This window comes from Yersinia aldovae ATCC 35236 (genome assembly GCF_000173735.1).
Taxonomy (GTDB): Bacteria; Pseudomonadota; Gammaproteobacteria; order Enterobacterales; family Enterobacteriaceae; genus Yersinia; species Yersinia aldovae.
In genome coordinates this window covers 61,096-78,488 of sequence record NZ_ACCB01000004.1, presented here as the reverse complement: position 1 = coordinate 78,488, position 17,393 = coordinate 61,096, and the positions used below count along the sequence as shown (strand labels likewise).

The following is a 17,393-nucleotide window of genomic DNA, read 5'->3' as shown; positions in this document are numbered from 1 at the left end:
GAGCGAGTGCAGCGAACACCGCTGCGACGCCAAGGACGAAGAGGAATTAGGCAATATTGACAGGGAAGGCAATCACATCACTCAGCCTTTCCGCGCCCAATGCCAGCATCACCAAGCGGTCAATGCCTAGTGCGACGCCAGAACAATCAGGTAATCCTTGCTTAAGGGCAGCAATCAGATTCATATCAATTGGGTTCTGTGGCAACCCGCGTTTAGCACGGATACGATTATCTTGTTCAAAACGCTTCATTTGTTCATCAGCATCGGTCAGTTCATGGAAACCATTCGCTAGCTCAATACCTTTGAAGTAAACCTCAAAACGCTCCGCCACGCGGTGATCTTCGGTGCTTATCTCCGCCAAAGATGCCTGTGACGCGGGGAAATGATAAACAAACGCCGGTTTTTCGCGGCCAATATGTGGCTCGACACCAACGGTAAACAGCAATTGCAGCAAGGTATCGCGGTCTTCTTCCGTATCGGCAATGTTACTCAAATCCAGTTTAGCCGCCGCTTCACGTAACTGCGCTTTGTCTGCCGATAAAGGGTCAATATCCAAATGGCGCAGGAACGCCTGCTGATAAGACAACGTTTCCGCACTGTTGCAATCCAGAATTTGCTGTAGCAGGTCATCGACTTCATTCATCAGGCGGTACATATCATAATGCGGGCGATACCATTCCAGCATGGTGAATTCAGGATTGTGATGACGGCCGGCTTCTTCATTGCGGAAGCTGCGCCCCAATTGATAGATAGAACCACTGCCCGCCGCCAGAAGGCGCTTCATGTGATATTCCGGACTGGTCATCATGTACAGCGTCAAACCATCGGCAGCGCCCGGGCCAACAAACCGGGTTTCGAATGGGACTAAATGAACGTCCGTCACTGTCGCTTGGCTCATGGTCGGCGTTTCAACTTCTAATACACCACGATCGGCAAAAAAACGCCGGATCTCTGCCATTATTGCTGCGCGCTTCAACAAATTGGCGATGGGTGCACTTGGCTGCCAGCTTGCCGTTTCGCTCATGGTGGTTAACTCCGAAATCAAACAGGGGGTGCAGTCTACCCGCATCTACTCACTCAAACAAATCTGTCGCTCTCTACCGCAATCTCTGGCCCTAATTCAGCATTTCACTCTGTGAAAAATGCTTTACCCCAGCAGATCCTGTTTGGGATCACGTTTTTGTTAGTAATGCCTTTAACAGGGTTCAAATAAAACAAAACAATCGATCACATCAAATTTATGCCACTTAGCATTAGGTATAATTATCTCCATACAAAAAGTAAGAAATAGCTATTCTTAATATCATCATGCTGATGGCTCACTAATTAGTTAGCGGGATAACAATTTTAAAAATACATATAGATTTTAATTTTATATACCAAGAATAATTCGAGTTGCAGGAAGGCGGCAATCGAGCGACAAATGGGTGGTAAACCATTTTGAACAGCGCCTGCGCTGGCCCGTTGGGTGAGCCTCAGCCACTAACTCAAGTAAGTGGCTGAGGTGAATGAAAACAGCCAACGCACATGCAGCTTGGAGTATGACGGGTATTTCACTTGAACAATGGAGAAGCGCAGTGCAAACCTTTAACGCCGATCTTGCCATTATCGGGGCCGGGGGAGCTGGTTTACGTGCAGCAATAGCCGCAGCGGAAGCCAACCCTCAGCTGAAGATTGCTCTGATCTCGAAAGTATACCCAATGCGTAGCCATACTGTGGCTGCCGAAGGGGGATCAGCTGCTGTCACACAGGACCACGATACCTTTGACTACCATTTCCACGATACCGTAGCCGGTGGCGACTGGTTATGCGAACAAGATGTTGTTGACCATTTCGTCCACAGTTGCCCACAAGAGATGGCGCAGTTAGAAATCTGGGGCTGCCCGTGGAGCCGCAAACCAGATGGTTCTGTTAACGTTCGCCGTTTTGGTGGGATGAAAATTGAGCGCACCTGGTTTGCCGCGGATAAAACCGGCTTCCATATGCTGCACACCTTGTTCCAAACTTCTCTAAAATACCCGCAAATTCAACGTTTTGATGAGCATTTTGTACTGGATATTCTGGTCGATGAAGGTCAGGCGCGCGGCGTGGTTGCCATGAATATGATGGAAGGCACCCGTGTACAAATTCGTGCTAACGCGGTGATCATGGCGACTGGCGGTGCTGGCCGAGTTTATCGTTATAACACCAACGGCGGTATTGTTACCGGTGATGGTATGGGGATGGCATTCCACCACGGCGTGCCGCTGCGGGATATGGAATTTGTGCAATATCACCCAACCGGTCTGCCAGGTTCTGGCATCCTGATGACCGAAGGCTGCCGTGGTGAAGGCGGTATTCTGGTCAATAAAGACGGCTATCGTTATTTGCAGGATTACGGTATGGGGCCAGAAACCCCGCTCGGCGAGCCAAAAAACAAATACATGGAATTAGGCCCACGCGATAAAGTGTCGCAAGCCTTCTGGCATGAATGGCGTGCTGGCCGCACTATTGCTACCCCGCGTGGCGATGTGGTTTATCTGGACTTGCGTCATCTGGGTGAGAAAAAACTGCTCGAACGCCTGCCGTTCATTTGCGAACTGGCAAAAGCTTATGTCGGCGTTGATCCAGTCAAAGAGCCTATTCCGGTACGCCCAACGGCGCATTACACTATGGGCGGCATCGAAACTAACCAGCAGTGCGAAACCCGTATTAAAGGGCTATTCGCGGTGGGTGAATGTTCTTCTGTTGGCTTGCACGGTGCGAACCGCCTGGGTTCAAACTCACTGGCAGAGCTGGTGGTGTTTGGCCGTGTTGCCGGTGAACAAGCGGCCATTCGGGCGATGGAAAGCGGCCCGGCCAATGGTAGCGCACTGGACGCCCAGGCCCGTGATGTAGAAACCCGTCTGAGCAACCTGATGAAGCAGGAAGGGACTGAAAACTGGTCTAAAATCCGCGATGAGATGGGTCTGTCAATGGAAGAAGGTTGTGGTATTTACCGCACACCAGAACTGATGCAGAAAACGGTGGATAAACTGGCTGAGCTGAAAGAGCGCTTCAAACGGGTGAAAATCACCGATAACTCCAGTGTTTTCAATACCGACCTGCTGTATACCATCGAGCTGGGTTATGGTTTGGATGTCGCAGAATGTATGGCCCACTCAGCACTGAATCGTAGAGAATCCCGTGGCGCGCATCAGCGTCTTGATGAGGGCTGTACCGAGCGTGATGACGTCAACTTCCTCAAACACACGTTAGCCTTCCATACGCCGGGTGGCGCACCACGCCTTGAATACAGCGACGTCAAAATCACCAAGCTGGCACCGGCAAAACGTGTTTATGGTGGTGAAGCTACCGCCCAAGATGCAAAAGATGCAAAAGACGCCAAAGATTTAAAAGATAAGGAGCAGGCGAATGACTGATATGAAACTCCTGAAAATGGAGGTCATGCGCTATAACCCGGAACGTGATAGCGAACCCCACTTCGAAACCTTTGAAGTGCCTTACGATGAGCAGACCTCTTTGCTGGATGCTCTGGGTTATATCAAAGATAACCTGGCACCGGATCTCTCTTATCGCTGGTCTTGCCGGATGGCCATTTGTGGCTCGTGCGGCATGATGGTTAACAAAGTGCCAAAACTCGCCTGTAAGACCTTCCTGCGCGAGTATACCGGCGGCATGAAGGTTGAAGCGCTGGGTAACTTCCCGATTGAACGTGATTTAGTGGTTGATATGACTCACTTTATCGAAAGTCTGGAAGCTATCAAACCTTACATTATTGGTAACGAGCGCAAACCGCAAGACGGCCCGAACAAGCAGACTCCAGCTCAGATGGCGAAATACCATCAGTTCTCCGGCTGCATTAACTGTGGCCTGTGTTATGCCGCTTGCCCGCAGTTTGGTTTGAATCCGGAGTTTATCGGCCCAGCGGCGATCACTTTGGCTCACCGTTACAATCTGGATAACCGTGACCACGGTAAGAAAGAGCGCATGCCTCAGCTTAACGGTAAAAATGGTGTCTGGAGCTGTACCTTCGTCGGCTACTGTTCTGAAGTTTGTCCGAAACACGTAGATCCCGCGGCTGCTATCCAGCAAGGCAAGGTCGAGAGTGCGAAAGACTTCATGATCGCCATGCTAAAACCACAATAAGGGAGGGGAGACAGTAATGACAACTAAACGTAAAGCTTATGTCCGCACTATGGTCCCAAACTGGTGGCAACAGCTCGGTTTCTATCGCTTTTATATGCTGCGTGAAGGGACATCCGTTCCGGCAGTCTGGTTCAGTGTTTTGCTGATTTACGGCGTATTTGCGTTGAAAAGTGGCCCAGCCGGGTGGGAAGGCTTTATCGGATTCCTGCAAAACCCACTGGTATTACTGATTAATATCATTACGTTATTTGCCGCAGTGCTACATACCAAGACCTGGTTTGAGCTGGCACCGAAAGCCGCCAATATTATCGTTAATAGCGAAAAAATGGGTCCAGGGCCAGTTATCAAGGCGCTGTGGGTTGTGACTGTCGTGGTTACCGTGATTATTCTGGCCGTTGCTTTACTCTAAGACGGAGGAGAAAGAAATGAATCAAGTCCCTAAACGCTCCGACGAACCTATCTTCTGGGGTCTGTTTGGTGCCGGTGGTATGTGGAGTGCGATTGTTGCACCAGCAATTATTCTGCTGGTCGCTATTTTGCTGCCATTAGGCGCTTTCCCCAGTGATGCGTTGAGCTATGAACGTATTTTGGCATTCTGTCAGAGCTTTATTGGCCGGATCTTCTTGCTGCTGATGATTATTCTGCCACTGTGGTGCGGCTTACACCGTATCCATCACGCCATGCATGATTTGAAAATCCATGTTCCTGCGGGGAAATGGGTGTTCTACGGCTTGGCGGCTATTCTGAGTGTGGTCACCATCATTGGCGTGCTGACACTGTAGTTATCAGAACATCGTTATCAACGGCCTGCTATTTTAGTCGGCCGTTTTTTCTCCCTCTCAAATGATCCAGACTCAGCCATTTGCTTCCTTGATCGATGATAGCTATTCTCAATGAAAGGCTTATTATCAGAAAACTAAGGAATGTGAATGCGTTTATGGTCAAAAATCTCCGTATTGGTAGCAACTCTGCTCTCTGTCGCCTGTAGCGTGACGCCCCCTAAAGACGTGAAAGTGGTTGATAACTTCCAACTCCCCCGCTATCTCGGCACCTGGTATGAAATCGCCCGCCTCGATCACTCTTTTGAGCGCGGATTGGAGAGTGTCAGCGCTAACTACACGCCGCGAGATGATGGCGGGGTAAAAGTCATTAACCGGGGTTATAACCAGAAGAAACAACAATGGCAGGAGAGTATCGGTAAAGCCTATTTTATTGGTTCACCGCAGCAGGCCTCGCTTAAAGTGTCGTTCTTCGGCCCCTTCTATGGCGGCTATAATGTCATTGATTTAGATGATGAATATCAGCACGCTTTGATTGCCGGGCCAAATCGGGATTATTTGTGGATTTTATCCCGCACACCAACTATTGATATCCAGACTCGCGACCGACTGGTTGCCGTGGCGAAAAATTATGGTTTCCCGGTGGATAAGTTGATTTGGGTTAAGCAGAGAGAGGTGAGTTCGGATCAATAATAATAGCGTATAGAGGTCGATCCGGGTGGTTTTAACTCACCGGATCGACGAAAGGAAGCATTCTCTATGATGCTAATTTTAACCCAATAATTCCGGCCAAAATCAACCCCAAGCTAAACACCCGTGCCAAGCTGGCAGATTCTCCAAGTAGTGCGATACCTAAAATAGCCGTACCCACGGCACCAATGCCCGTCCAGACTGCATAGGCTGTACCCGCCGGTAGAGTCTTCATGGCATAAGCCAACAGAAAAACGCTCGCTGCCATCGCCACAAGGGTGATAACACTGGGTGTCAGCCGCGTAAAACCATGAGAATACTTCAGGCCGATGGCCCAAATCACTTCTAATAAACCCGCAATGACCAGAATAATCCAAGCCACAGTAACCCCCTAGCTCAGGTGGGGTCGTCCCCGAATAACAGATGCGTGACTGGGTCGTCCCAGGCAGCCGATAAGCAGGGCCATACATTATCATGCTAAATAATAAGCAGCAATATCATGATTCACAGCAAACAAATCCGGCGGCAATGCCGCCGATAACAATACAAATAGCGATTTATTGAGCGCTACGTTCAATTGCGCTACCGGCGCTTTGAACATCTTTGCCCACACCTTTTGTTGTGTTACAGGCACTTAGGAAAGAGATAACCAATAAAGAGAAAATAACAGCGATGCTTTTTTTCAACATTATAGAAGATCCTTATGGTATGAAATTACCTATACACCCTATAAGGATAGTCAAAAAAACAGCATTGCACTTTTTCTGACTTAAATCGCGCTAATCGATGGGCTAACGCCAGAGAGCAAAAAACCGCCGATTAAGCGGTTTTCTTTCGTTCTCAGCGCAGCTTTTTATCGCGACTTACATATTGCGACTTACTTAACGCGGGAAACGTATTCGCCAGAACGAGTATCAACTTTGATGACTTCGCCAACCTGTACGAATAATGGCACTTTGACCACCGCGCCAGTGCTCAGCGTTGCAGGTTTACCACCAGTACCGGCAGTATCACCTTTCAAACCGGGGTCAGTGTCTGTGATTTCGAGTTCAACAAAGTTAGGTGGTGTGACTGTGATAGGCTGACCATTCCACAGAGTTACGATACATTCAGCCTGATCAATCAGCCATTTGTCGTTGTCGCCAACCGCTTTTGCATCAGCTTGCAGTTGTTCGTAAGTCTCGTTATTCATGAAGTGCCAGAACTCACCATCGTTATACAGGTAAGTCAGGTTCAGGTCGTTAACGTCAGCGCCTTCCAGAGAATCTGTTGATTTGAAGGTCTTTTCAACGCGCCCACCAGTCAGTAGGCGGCGCATCTTAACACGAGCAAAAGCCTGGCCTTTACCGGGTTTTACGAACTCGCTGGACTCAACCGCATAAGGCTCGCCCTCGAACATGATTTTAAGACCGGGACGAAAATCGTTGCTATAATAACTGGCCATAATGGTCCTCAAGAAACTGGTAGTAAGCCTAGAAAATGGCAAGTATTGTAACCCAAAACATATCGACTAGAGAAGAATGGTTGCACCAACTCCGCGATGTAATTACTGAACCGGACGAATTGCTAAGAATTCTGTTGTTAAATAGCCACCCTGACCTGCCCAAAGGTCGTGATGCGCGTCTTTTATTTCCCTTAAGAGTGCCCCGTGCATTCGTTGCGCGTATGCAGCCGGGAAACCCATCAGACCCTTTATTGCTTCAAGTGCTCACCGCGCAGGAAGAGTTTATCACCGCTCCCGGTTTTACCACCGACCCACTTGATGAACAGCGCAGTGTGGTGCCCGGCCTGTTGCACAAGTACCGCAACCGCGCGCTATTGCTGGTCAAGAGCGGCTGTGCCGTTAATTGCCGTTATTGCTTTCGCCGCCACTTCCCTTATCAGGATAATCAAGGCAACAAGGCCAATTGGCGTCAGGCATTAGACTATATTCGCCAACATCCTGAGTTGGATGAGATCATTTTCTCGGGCGGTGACCCGCTAATGGCAAATGATAGCGAACTTAGCTGGTTATTGGATGAGATTGAAAGTATCTCTCACATCAAACGGCTACGTATCCATACTCGCTTACCTGTTGTTATCCCAGCACGTATTACGGCTAATCTATGTCAGCGCCTGAGTAATTCACGATTACAGGTATTGATGGTTACACATATCAACCATGCCAATGAAATCGATCAATCACTGCGAAACAGTATGGCACAGCTAAAGCGGGCTGGCGTGACACTGCTGAACCAGAGTGTGTTGCTACGTGGGGTCAATAACGACGCGGATGTATTAGCAGCATTAAGTAATGCGCTGTTCGATGCCGGAATTCTGCCTTATTACATTCATGTGCTGGATAAAGTACAAGGTGCGGCCCACTTTATGGTCGACGATGATGAAGCGCGGCAATTAATGAAAGGGTTGTTGAGTCGTGTTTCCGGTTATCTGGTTCCGCGATTGACACGGGAAATCGGTGGCGAACCAAGCAAGACGCCGCTCGACCTAAGATTAATACAGAGCGAGTCACAGGTATAAGAACCAGGGGATGCAGTTCAAACCGCTCCCCTGATTGATTTAAATTATTGCTTCAACTATCACGGGCACTTATAGACCTGACCGACCATTTTGCTGTCCAGCGGTGCAAAGCTCGATAAGAAAGTCTCGCTCGGGCTGGTTGCACCATAGATGACGTTGCCACCCATCGCTGCTGCCTTGTTGCGCAGGTCATTTGCGGCACCGCGCATAGAGCTACCTTCCCCGCCACTACCAGAGAACCAGTTACTTTGAGTACCGGTAAGCTGGCCCACCAACTGACATTCAGCACCAGGCTTAGTATCAGAGAACTTCACTTGCTCACCCGCCGAACTTAATTGGTTAGTGGAGCTACAACCCGCCAGCAACAGCGCTGCTGAAAGGCCAAGTAACGCTTTAATCCGCATTTTTTTCCCCATTTGAAGTTGAGAATCACGCTAAAGATTACCAGAAAGCACCGCTGCCGATTAGGCATCCGTTGCCGAAATTATCCAGGTACCCGATGTCGAGACTGATGACTAATAATGAACAGTTTACACATTAAATCAGTAACGGAGATAATAAAAACTCCTGCAATCATCACACTGAATGAAATAAAACCGCATTTAGGGCCTGAGGTTACGAAAATTGAATCAGAAAAGACTGAGTATAAGGCTAAATAGAGGCAGGGTTATGACAGATTTCAATTGTTAGATAAAAGAAAAGCGAGCAGGTTTCCCCACTCGCTTTAGGTTTATAGCTTAATAAGAAGCTATAGGGTTGGGGGCATTACATCATGCCGCCCATGCCGCCCATACCACCCATGCCGCCAGCGCCCATATCACCGCCTTTGTCATCGCGTGGCAGGTCAGTGATCATGCACTCGGTAGTGATCATCAGGCCAGCAATAGAGGCTGCGTACTGCAAAGCAGAACGAGTCACTTTAGTTGGATCCAAGATGCCCATCGCGATCATATCACCATATTCTTCAGTATAAGCGTTGTAACCGAAGCTACCTTCGCCTGCTTTAACGTTGTTCGCGATAACAGAGGCTTCTTCACCAGCGTTAACCACGATCTGACGCAGTGGAGATTCCATCGCACGCAGAGCAACTTTGATACCGACATTCTGGTCTTCGTTGTCGCCTTTCAGACCAGAGATAGCATGAGCTGCACGAATCAGTGCGACACCACCACCAGCGACTACGCCTTCTTCTACCGCAGCACGGGTTGCGTGCAGAGCATCTTCAACGCGCGCTTTCTTCTCTTTCATTTCAACTTCAGTTGCGGCGCCCACTTTGATAACGGCAACGCCGCCAGCCAGTTTAGCAACACGCTCTTGCAGTTTTTCTTTGTCGTAGTCAGAAGTTGCGTCTTCGATTTGCTGACGGATCTGAGTCACGCGACCAGAAATCGCAGCTTCGTCACCGATACCATCGATGATGATAGTAGTGTCTTTGTTGATAACAACACGTTTTGCCTGACCCAGATCTTCCAGAGTGGTTTTTTCCAGTTCCAGACCGATCTCTTCAGAAATAACGGTACCGCCAGTCAGGGTTGCGATGTCTTGCAGCATAGCTTTGCGACGGTCGCCGAAGCCAGGTGCTTTAACCGCTGCAACTTTAACAATGCCGCGCATGGTATTAACCACCAGAGTCGCCAGAGCTTCGCCCTCAACGTCTTCTGCGATGATCAGCAGTGGTTTACCGGCTTTCGCTACCGCTTCCAACACTGGCAGCATTTCGCGGATGTTAGAGATTTTCTTGTCAGCCAACAGGATGAATGGGCTTTCAAGTTCAATAGAACCGGTTTCTGGTTTATTGATGAAGTAAGGAGACAGGTAACCACGGTCGAACTGCATACCTTCGACTACGTCCAGCTCGTCTTGCAGACCTGAACCTTCTTCAACGGTGATAACGCCTTCTTTGCCCACTTTTTCCATCGCTTGTGCGATAAGCTCACCGACGGTTGAGTCGGAGTTGGCAGAGATAGTCCCTACCTGCGCGATAGCTTTAGAGTCAGAGCAAGGTACAGACAGTTTTTTCAGTTCTTCAACCGCCGCGATAACGGCTTTGTCGATACCGCGTTTCAGGTCCATTGGGTTCATGCCGGCCGCAACTGCTTTCAGGCCTTCAGTGATAATGGATTGAGCCAATACAGTTGCAGTAGTGGTACCGTCACCCGCAGCATCGTTCGCTTTAGAGGCAACTTCTTTAACCATCTGTGCGCCCATGTTCTCAAACTTGTCTTCCAGTTCGATCTCACGCGCAACTGAAACACCGTCTTTGGTGATAGTTGGAGAGCCAAAAGACTTGTCCAGAACTACGTTACGGCCTTTCGGGCCCAGGGTCACTTTTACTGCATCAGCAAGAATGTTTACGCCGCGTAGCATTTTGATGCGTGCGTCGTTACCGAATTTTACGTCTTTAGCTGCCATTGGTATGATTTCCCTTAACTCGTTCAGTTCAGAAGATTAGAGAGCGTGAATTACGCTTCAACAATTGCCAGAATGTCGCTTTCGGACATGATCAACACTTCTTCATGGTCGATCTTCTCTGACTTCACGCCATAACCATCGTTGAAAATAACGATGTCGCCAACTTTCACATCCAGCGGCTTGATCTCACCGTTATCCAGGATGCGACCATTGCCGACGGCTAAGACCTCACCACGCGTAGATTTACCCGCTGCGGTGCCAGTCAGAACGATGCCGCCAGCAGATTTGGATTCAACTTCTTTGCGCTTGACGATAACGCGGTCATGCAATGGACGAATTTTCATTGATAGCTCTCCTATGAGAAGTTCCGTATCAGAATTTAGGATTAATATCGGTATATCTCAAATAACCGATACCGTGACATTCTAAGTGGGGGCATCCTCTCATCCCTTCAAGGGAGGCGACAAAAAAAATTTCATTTTTTTTCGCCTTGAGCAGGAAGATTATCATCCTCCCTATAGCTGCCCCACCAAAGCAGGCACTGTGATTTACTTTGGGAATTTATAATTAATAAACAGGCTATTAGAAAGACCTGGCGCCTTACTTGTCATCTTTAAAACGATCATTTGTCGATTTATCATCCTCATCCGGACGATGCTCAACCGTGAAGCGGTCATCAGGCTTACGCTGAAACTCGCCATCAAAGGTATTTCCGCCAGCGCCTTGGTTATTAGAGCTACCCGCGCTAAAACCACCGCTGCGATAAATATTCAGATGCGGCATTAACTTCAGCGTTAACGATTTTTGAATCGGCGGCAACAACAGCAACAAACCAAGGAAATCAGTGAAAAAGCCGGGGATGAGCAGTAAGAAACCGGCCAATACCAGCGACACACTTTTGACCATTTCTGCCGCCGGGCTTTCACCCGCCGCCAGTTTCTGCTGCATCTGCATAAAGGTTTTTATCCCCTGGTTACGCACCAGCGAGATCCCCACACAAGAGCTGAAGATCACCAGCAACAGGGTAACCAGCACACCCAGCACGGCTGCGACCTTGATAAATATCGATATTTCTATATATGCCAATAAAAATATCAGCGCTAACGGTAACCAACGCACCGTATTCTCCTTATTCAACTCATTCAGTACCCCTCACCGGGTGAAACCCGCCTGACAGATACCATGAAAACCTTAACCCCTCGACGCTGACATCGTTTGCCCCTAATTGGCGGATTTTAGCCTCAGCGCCCCTCTTCAACTTGGGTCGACTACAGTGAAGTGGTGGTGGCAGGTGCGTTTTTCAAGCAGGGGCACTACTTTTATTACTAATTAATCTAACTGTGAGAGGAATCACAGATATCAGATCATCTTAATTAAATCCGACCATATAGTGATCTTAGTTCAAGGCTTTTTATCGCCAAGCAGCATATGATCCTGTTAGCGATATGATGAATGGTTAATCTTTCCGCACTATGGGTTCATCACGGCATCAACATATCGCCCACGGCGGCATAATTTAGTTAACAAATACAAAACAAGACAGCACACTAGAGAAGGTTCTCATGTCAAATAACATTCGTATTGAAGAAGACCTGTTAGGTACACGAGAAGTCCCCGCAGAGGCTTACTACGGTGTTCATACCCTGCGTGCGATTGAAAACTTCTATATTAGTAACAGTAAGATCAGTGATGTTCCAGAATTTGTACGCGGCATGGTAATGGTTAAAAAAGCAGCGGCAATGGCGAACAAAGAATTGCACACTATCCCACGCAAGATCGCGGATATCATTATTCAGGCATGTGATGAAGTCCTGGATAAAGGGAAGTGTATGGATCAGTTCCCGGTTGATGTGTTCCAAGGCGGTGCCGGTACTTCTTTAAACATGAATACCAACGAAGTTCTGGCCAATATCGGTCTGGAGCTGATGGGTCACCAGAAGGGAGAGTATCAATACCTCAATCCTAACGACCATCTGAACAAATGCCAGTCCACCAACGATGCCTACCCAACCGGTTTCCGCATTGCGGTTTATGCTTCCATCATGAAGCTTATCGATGCCATCAATCAGTTAAAAGAAGGCTTCGAAAGAAAATCCAAAGAATTCGAGAAAATCCTGAAAATGGGCCGTACCCAGTTACAGGATGCAGTACCCATGACGCTGGGCCAGGAATTCAAAGCCTTCGCGGTGTTATTAAAAGAAGAAACCAAAAACCTACAACGTACCGCAGAGTTGCTGCTGGAAGTTAACCTGGGTGCAACCGCGATTGGTACTGCGCTAAATACACCTGAAGGTTACTCACAACTGGCAATACAAAAACTGTCTGAAATCAGTGGATTGGCTTGCGTCCCAGCGGAAGACCTGATCGAAGCAACCTCTGACTGTGGCGCTTACGTCATGGTACACAGTGCGCTGAAACGTCTGGCCGTTAAGATGTCAAAAATCTGTAATGACCTGCGCTTGCTCTCTTCCGGCCCTCGCACCGGCCTGAATGAAATTAACTTGCCAGAATTACAGGCGGGTTCTTCTATTATGCCCGCTAAAGTTAACCCGGTTATTCCTGAAGTGGTTAACCAGGTTTGTTTTAAGGTGATTGGTAACGACACTTGCATTACTATGGCGGCCGAAGCAGGCCAGCTCCAGTTGAACGTTATGGAGCCGGTGATTGGTCAGGCAATGTTTGAGTCCATCCATATTCTGACAAACGCCTGTTATAACCTGTTGGAAAAATGCATTAACGGCATCACTGCCAACAAAGAGGTCTGCGAACGTTACGTCTTTAACTCCATCGGTATCGTCACCTATCTGAACCCATTCATTGGCCACCATAATGGTGACATCGTGGGTAAAATCTGTGCAGAAACCGGTAAAAATGTGCGAGAAGTGGTTCTGGAACGCGGCTTATTGACTGAAGTCGAGCTGGACGACATTTTCTCTGTTGAGAACCTGATGCACCCGGCGTATAAAGCGAAACGTTATACCGATGAAAATGAACAATAATATAGTCATCCGGTAGCCCTGAAAGGCACGCAGCTCCTCTGGACAGCGTGCCTTTTTACTTTCTGGCAAACACAATTCATTAACTTTTAATCAATAATTAAAACAAGTAGTTTCCAATAAAAAACAAGGAGTAAACACTATGATAGCCGTAGAATTAGTCATCGTTCTGCTGGCCATTTTTTTAGGGGCCAGGTTGGGTGGTATCGGTATCGGTTTTGCAGGCGGGATTGGTGTTCTGGTTTTAGCCATTATTGGCGTCAAACCCGGTAGCATTCCGTTCGATGTAATTTCAATTATTATGGCCGTTATAGCTGCCATTGCGGCAATGCAGGTTGCGGGCGGCATGGATTATCTGGTGCAGCAAACTGAAAAATTGCTGCGTAAGAATCCAAAACACATCACCATTCTTGCTCCACTGGTTACTTATTTTCTGACTATCTTTGCCGGAACAGGCAACATCTCTCTTTCTGCTTTGCCGGTTATTGCTGAAGTGGCGAAAGAACAAGGCATCAAACCCTGCCGCCCTCTTTCCACGGCGGTGGTTTCCGCACAGATAGCCATTACTGCATCACCAATTTCGGCGGCGGTAGTTTACATGTCTTCTGTGATGGAAGGTCACAGCGTTAGCTACTTACATCTGCTGATGATCGTTATCCCATCGACCCTGTGTGCGGTGTTGTTGATGTCGCTGATCGTCTCCTTGTGCTTTAACTCTAAGCTGTCTGATGATCCTGTTTACATCAAACGTTTGGAAGAAGGCTTGGTGACACTGCGTGGCGACACAGTAAAAGTGATTAAGCCACGGGCTAAAACTTCAGTACTGCTGTTCCTGGCGGGCGTTCTTTGTGTGGTTGCCTACGCGATTATCAACAGCCCAAGTGTGGGTCTGGTTGCAACTCCGCTGATGAACACCACTAACGCTATCCTGATCATCATGCTGAGTGTAGCGACCATCACCACGCTGGTATGTTCGGTTGATACCGATGCCGTGCTGAACTCCAGTACGTTTAAAGCCGGTATGAGTGCTTGTATCTGTATCCTCGGTGTGGCCTGGTTGGGCGATACCTTTGTACAACACAACCTGGAGTGGATTAAAGAAACTGCGGGTAGCCTGATTCAGGCCCACTCATGGTTGCTGGCGGTTATCTTCTTCTTCTGTTCTGCTCTGTTGTACTCCCAAGCTGCAACAGCCAAGGCATTGATGCCAATGGCAATGGCCCTGAACGTGTCGCCACTGGCAGCCATTGCTTCTTTCGCAGCAGTTTCTGGTCTGTTTATTCTGCCGACCTACCCAACACTGGTAGCAGCAGTACAAATGGATGACACTGGTACTACGCGCATTGGCCGTTTCGTGTTTAACCATCCGTTCTTTATCCCTGGCACCATCGGGGTAGCACTGGCCGTTTGCTTCGGCTTTGTGATGGGCAGCCTGGTTCTGTAATTTATCATCTGTAAATGGGGCGTGCGATGCGCCCCACTCTCATTTGCGATATCCATCGCATCTATCTCACCGTGACATAAATCCTCTTCTGGCCGGCCCCACTTCGCGTTATAGTTTGTAAAATCCGTGCAACCGCCGAGGTTAAGATGTCTGATTGTGATGCAATTATTTGTGATGCAATTGTGGTATTGTGCACCGCCCCCGATGAAGCCAGTGCACAGAATTTAGCCGCACAGGTATTGGGGGAGAAACTGGCCGCCTGCGCGACACTATTACCGGGTGCGACCTCGATTTACTACTGGGAAGGCAAGCTGCAACAAGAGTATGAAGTCCAACTTTTGTTCAAGAGCAATACAGGCCATCAACAGGCACTTCTCAGTTATATCAAACAACATCACCCCTACCAGACACCGGAATTACTGGTGCTGCCGGTACGGGACGGAGACAAAGATTACCTGTCATGGCTCAACGCTTCATTACTCTGATTCTGCTGCTGTGCAGCGTATTACTCGCCCCGTACAGTGCGCAGGCTTCGCTGTTTGGTGATAACTCATCTTTTGGCCAAAAAAGTAGCCAGAGCCGGTTTATTCCGGTTGATCAGGCGTTTGCCTTTGATTTTCGCCAACAAGGTGACCAACTCACCCTAAACTGGCAAATTCACCCCGATTATTACCTGTATCGCCAGCAAATAAAGATTGTGCCGCAAAATGCCACTCTTGCGGCTTTTACTCTGCCGGAGGGCATTGCGCATCATGATGAATTCTACGGTGAAGTGGCGATTTTCAAGCAACCGCTAACACTGAAAATCCCTATTACGCAGGCACAGCAAGGAGCCAGCCTCCGTGTGACCTATCAAGGCTGTGCCGCTGCCGGTTTCTGTTATCCACCGGAAACGCGGATAGTGCCACTCAGTGCTATCCCGGCCAGTTCTGAACCAGCGCAAAAATCGCAAGTTATCGGTTCACAACCCATTGATTCGCCATCCATTGATGCAAAAAAAAACACACAACCGTTCAACGATAACGCGCCAGTACCCACTGAACTACCCTTCTCACCGCTCTGGGCGCTGCTGATTGGTATCGGTATCGCCTTTACACCGTGCGTACTGCCAATGTACCCACTGATTTCCGCCATTATTCTTGGCCGCGAGAAGCCACATAGCCAGCGGAGGATCTTGATACTCGCGGTGGTGTATGTGCAGGGAATGGCGCTGACCTACACCCTGCTCGGCTTGGTGGTGGCGGCGGCGGGGTTACAATTTCAGGCGGCACTACAACATCCATATGTATTGATTGGGCTGTCGGTGCTGTTCGTGTTATTGGCATTATCGATGTTTGGCCTGTATTCATTGCAACTGCCATCGTCACTGCAAACCCGCCTGGTACAGTGGAGCAGTAGCCAGCGCGGTGGCTCACTGGCCGGTGTTTTTGCGATGGGCGCACTGGCAGGGCTGATTTGCTCACCGTGCACCACCGCGCCACTCAGCGCCATTCTGCTGTATATCGCCCAAAGCGGAAATATGCTGGCCGGTGGCGGCACGCTCTATTTGTATGCATTAGGTATGGGTATTCCGCTGGTGATTGTAACGCTGTTCGGCAATAAGCTGATCCCACGCAGCGGCCCGTGGATGCAATACGTTAAAGAAGCTTTCGGTTTTGTCATTCTGGCGCTGCCGGTGTTCCTGCTGGAAAGGGTGCTGGGTGATGTCTGGGGCTTACGTTTATGGAGCCTGCTAGCAGTGGCCTTCTTCGGCTGGGCATTCGTGCTCAGTCTCAAGGCACACTCGGGCTGGGCACGAGCCTTCCAGTTATTGCTGTTAGCCGCACTCTTGGTCGCCGCCCGCCCGTTACAAGACTGGGCCTTTAATGGCAACACACCGCAGAGTGAAGTCAAACATTTAGCCTTCCGGCCAGTAGCTGATTTGCCGCAATTACACGCAGCATTAGCCCAAGCGCGGGGTAAACCGGTGATGCTGGATCTCTACGCAGACTGGTGCGTAGCTTGTAAAGAGTTTGAGAAATATACCTTTAGCGATGGCAATGTTCAGCGCCAGTTAGCAGATACCGTGCTCATTCAGGCGGATGTCACGGCTAACAGTACCGAACATGCGGCGATGTTGAAGGAACTGAACGTGTTGGGCCTTCCAACTATCCTGTTCTTTGATGCGCAGGGCAAAGAAGTGTCTACTGCCAGAGTGACCGGCTTTATGAATGCATCAGCATTTTTGCAGCACTTACAAAGCAATCAGAAATTATAAGGCACGTTTTAATGCAACTTCACCCTGCTTACCAAAATAAGGCAGGGTGGAAAATCATATAATCAATGCATTACATCGAACTGAATGATATCAGTCACCATGCTATCAATAACTTGTTTCACATCCGCTTCGGTTATCCTGTGCGAGCCGGGGATCAAGGCTATATA

General features: G+C 48.8%; 18 protein-coding genes. 10 read left to right on the top strand and 8 right to left on the bottom strand.

Annotated elements, in window-relative coordinates:
- Nucleotides 1-46: 46 nt before the first annotated feature.
- The gene (epmA, locus tag YALDO0001_RS03150) at nt 47-1,024 is read right to left on the bottom strand and encodes an elongation factor P--(R)-beta-lysine ligase (protein WP_042839338.1); all 978 of its coding nucleotides are present in this window, start codon (nt 1,022-1,024) and stop codon (nt 47-49) included.
- A 553-nt stretch (nt 1,025-1,577) separates the two neighbouring features.
- Between epmA and frdA the strand changes: the two genes are divergently transcribed.
- The 5 genes from frdA to blc all read left to right on the top strand — a co-directional run bounded on the left by frdA (nt 1,578) and on the right by blc (nt 5,600).
- The gene (gene frdA, locus YALDO0001_RS03145; RefSeq protein WP_042839355.1) at nt 1,578-3,401 is read left to right on the top strand and encodes a fumarate reductase (quinol) flavoprotein subunit; all 1,824 of its coding nucleotides are present in this window, start codon (nt 1,578-1,580) and stop codon (nt 3,399-3,401) included.
- Nucleotides 3,394-4,128, top strand: a complete 735-nt coding sequence (locus tag YALDO0001_RS03140; protein ID WP_032820816.1) for a succinate dehydrogenase/fumarate reductase iron-sulfur subunit — start codon at nt 3,394-3,396, stop codon at nt 4,126-4,128. Before frdA ends, YALDO0001_RS03140 begins: the two co-directional genes overlap by 8 nt.
- A gap of 16 nt (nt 4,129-4,144) precedes the next feature.
- Entirely contained in the window at nt 4,145-4,537 is a 393-nt protein-coding gene (gene frdC / locus YALDO0001_RS03135) for a fumarate reductase subunit FrdC (protein ID WP_042839337.1), read from the top strand.
- A gap of 16 nt (nt 4,538-4,553) precedes the next feature.
- A complete protein-coding gene (gene frdD / locus YALDO0001_RS03130) occupies nt 4,554-4,910 on the top strand; it encodes a fumarate reductase subunit FrdD (RefSeq protein ID WP_004699795.1) in 357 nt (118 codons plus the stop codon).
- Between the two features lie 147 nt (nt 4,911-5,057).
- Nucleotides 5,058-5,600 carry an outer membrane lipoprotein Blc gene (blc, locus tag YALDO0001_RS03125; RefSeq protein ID WP_004699793.1) on the top strand — a complete coding sequence of 181 codons (543 nt, stop codon included), beginning with the start codon at nt 5,058-5,060 and terminating at the stop codon, nt 5,598-5,600.
- A gap of 64 nt (nt 5,601-5,664) precedes the next feature.
- Here blc and sugE read toward each other — a convergent pair whose 3' ends face one another.
- The 3 genes from sugE to efp all read right to left on the bottom strand — a co-directional run bounded on the left by sugE (nt 5,665) and on the right by efp (nt 7,041).
- Nucleotides 5,665-5,979, bottom strand: a complete 315-nt coding sequence (sugE, locus tag YALDO0001_RS03120; protein WP_004699792.1) for a quaternary ammonium compound efflux SMR transporter SugE — start codon at nt 5,977-5,979, stop codon at nt 5,665-5,667.
- A 175-nt stretch (nt 5,980-6,154) separates the two neighbouring features.
- Nucleotides 6,155-6,286, bottom strand: coding sequence for an entericidin A/B family lipoprotein (locus tag YALDO0001_RS03115; RefSeq protein WP_042547594.1), 132 nt, complete (start codon nt 6,284-6,286; stop codon nt 6,155-6,157).
- Nucleotides 6,287-6,474: 188 nt separating this feature from the next.
- A complete protein-coding gene (gene efp / locus YALDO0001_RS03110) occupies nt 6,475-7,041 on the bottom strand; it encodes an elongation factor P (RefSeq protein WP_004699787.1) in 567 nt (188 codons plus the stop codon).
- Between the two features lie 35 nt (nt 7,042-7,076).
- Between efp and epmB the strand changes: the two genes are divergently transcribed.
- Nucleotides 7,077-8,117 carry an EF-P beta-lysylation protein EpmB gene (gene epmB / locus YALDO0001_RS03105; RefSeq protein ID WP_042839336.1) on the top strand — a complete coding sequence of 347 codons (1,041 nt, stop codon included), beginning with the start codon at nt 7,077-7,079 and terminating at the stop codon, nt 8,115-8,117.
- Between the two features lie 59 nt (nt 8,118-8,176).
- On the opposite strand, the gene YALDO0001_RS03100 is transcribed toward epmB, so the two are convergent.
- From YALDO0001_RS03100 to YALDO0001_RS03085, 4 genes are all read right to left on the bottom strand, one after another.
- Complete coding sequence (locus YALDO0001_RS03100; protein ID WP_042839335.1) at nt 8,177-8,521, bottom strand: DUF4156 domain-containing protein; 345 nt, start codon at nt 8,519-8,521, stop codon at nt 8,177-8,179.
- 361 nt (nt 8,522-8,882) lie between these two features.
- The gene (groL, locus tag YALDO0001_RS03095) at nt 8,883-10,529 is read right to left on the bottom strand and encodes a chaperonin GroEL (protein ID WP_004699780.1); all 1,647 of its coding nucleotides are present in this window, start codon (nt 10,527-10,529) and stop codon (nt 8,883-8,885) included.
- Between the two features lie 50 nt (nt 10,530-10,579).
- Complete coding sequence (locus tag YALDO0001_RS03090; protein WP_004391824.1) at nt 10,580-10,873, bottom strand: co-chaperone GroES; 294 nt, start codon at nt 10,871-10,873, stop codon at nt 10,580-10,582.
- A gap of 256 nt (nt 10,874-11,129) precedes the next feature.
- Nucleotides 11,130-11,648: an FxsA family protein gene (locus tag YALDO0001_RS03085; protein WP_004699778.1), complete on the bottom strand. Its 519-nt coding sequence runs from the start codon at nt 11,646-11,648 to the stop codon at nt 11,130-11,132.
- A 443-nt stretch (nt 11,649-12,091) separates the two neighbouring features.
- Here YALDO0001_RS03085 and aspA point away from each other — a divergent pair, with 443 nt between their 5' ends.
- The 4 genes from aspA (at nt 12,092) to YALDO0001_RS03065 (ending at nt 17,226) form a co-directional block, all read left to right on the top strand.
- Nucleotides 12,092-13,528 (top strand): aspartate ammonia-lyase, encoded by a 1,437-nt coding sequence (gene aspA / locus YALDO0001_RS03080; protein WP_004699776.1) that lies wholly within the window; start codon nt 12,092-12,094, stop codon nt 13,526-13,528.
- A 139-nt stretch (nt 13,529-13,667) separates the two neighbouring features.
- The gene (locus tag YALDO0001_RS03075; RefSeq protein WP_004699774.1) at nt 13,668-14,969 is read left to right on the top strand and encodes an anaerobic C4-dicarboxylate transporter; all 1,302 of its coding nucleotides are present in this window, start codon (nt 13,668-13,670) and stop codon (nt 14,967-14,969) included.
- A gap of 146 nt (nt 14,970-15,115) precedes the next feature.
- Entirely contained in the window at nt 15,116-15,454 is a 339-nt protein-coding gene (gene cutA, locus YALDO0001_RS03070; protein WP_042547588.1) for a divalent cation tolerance protein CutA, read from the top strand.
- Nucleotides 15,430-17,226 (top strand): protein-disulfide reductase DsbD, encoded by a 1,797-nt coding sequence (locus YALDO0001_RS03065; RefSeq protein ID WP_004699770.1) that lies wholly within the window; start codon nt 15,430-15,432, stop codon nt 17,224-17,226. The genes cutA and YALDO0001_RS03065 overlap by 25 nt, the downstream gene beginning before the upstream one ends.
- Nucleotides 17,227-17,393: the final 167 nt, after the last annotated feature.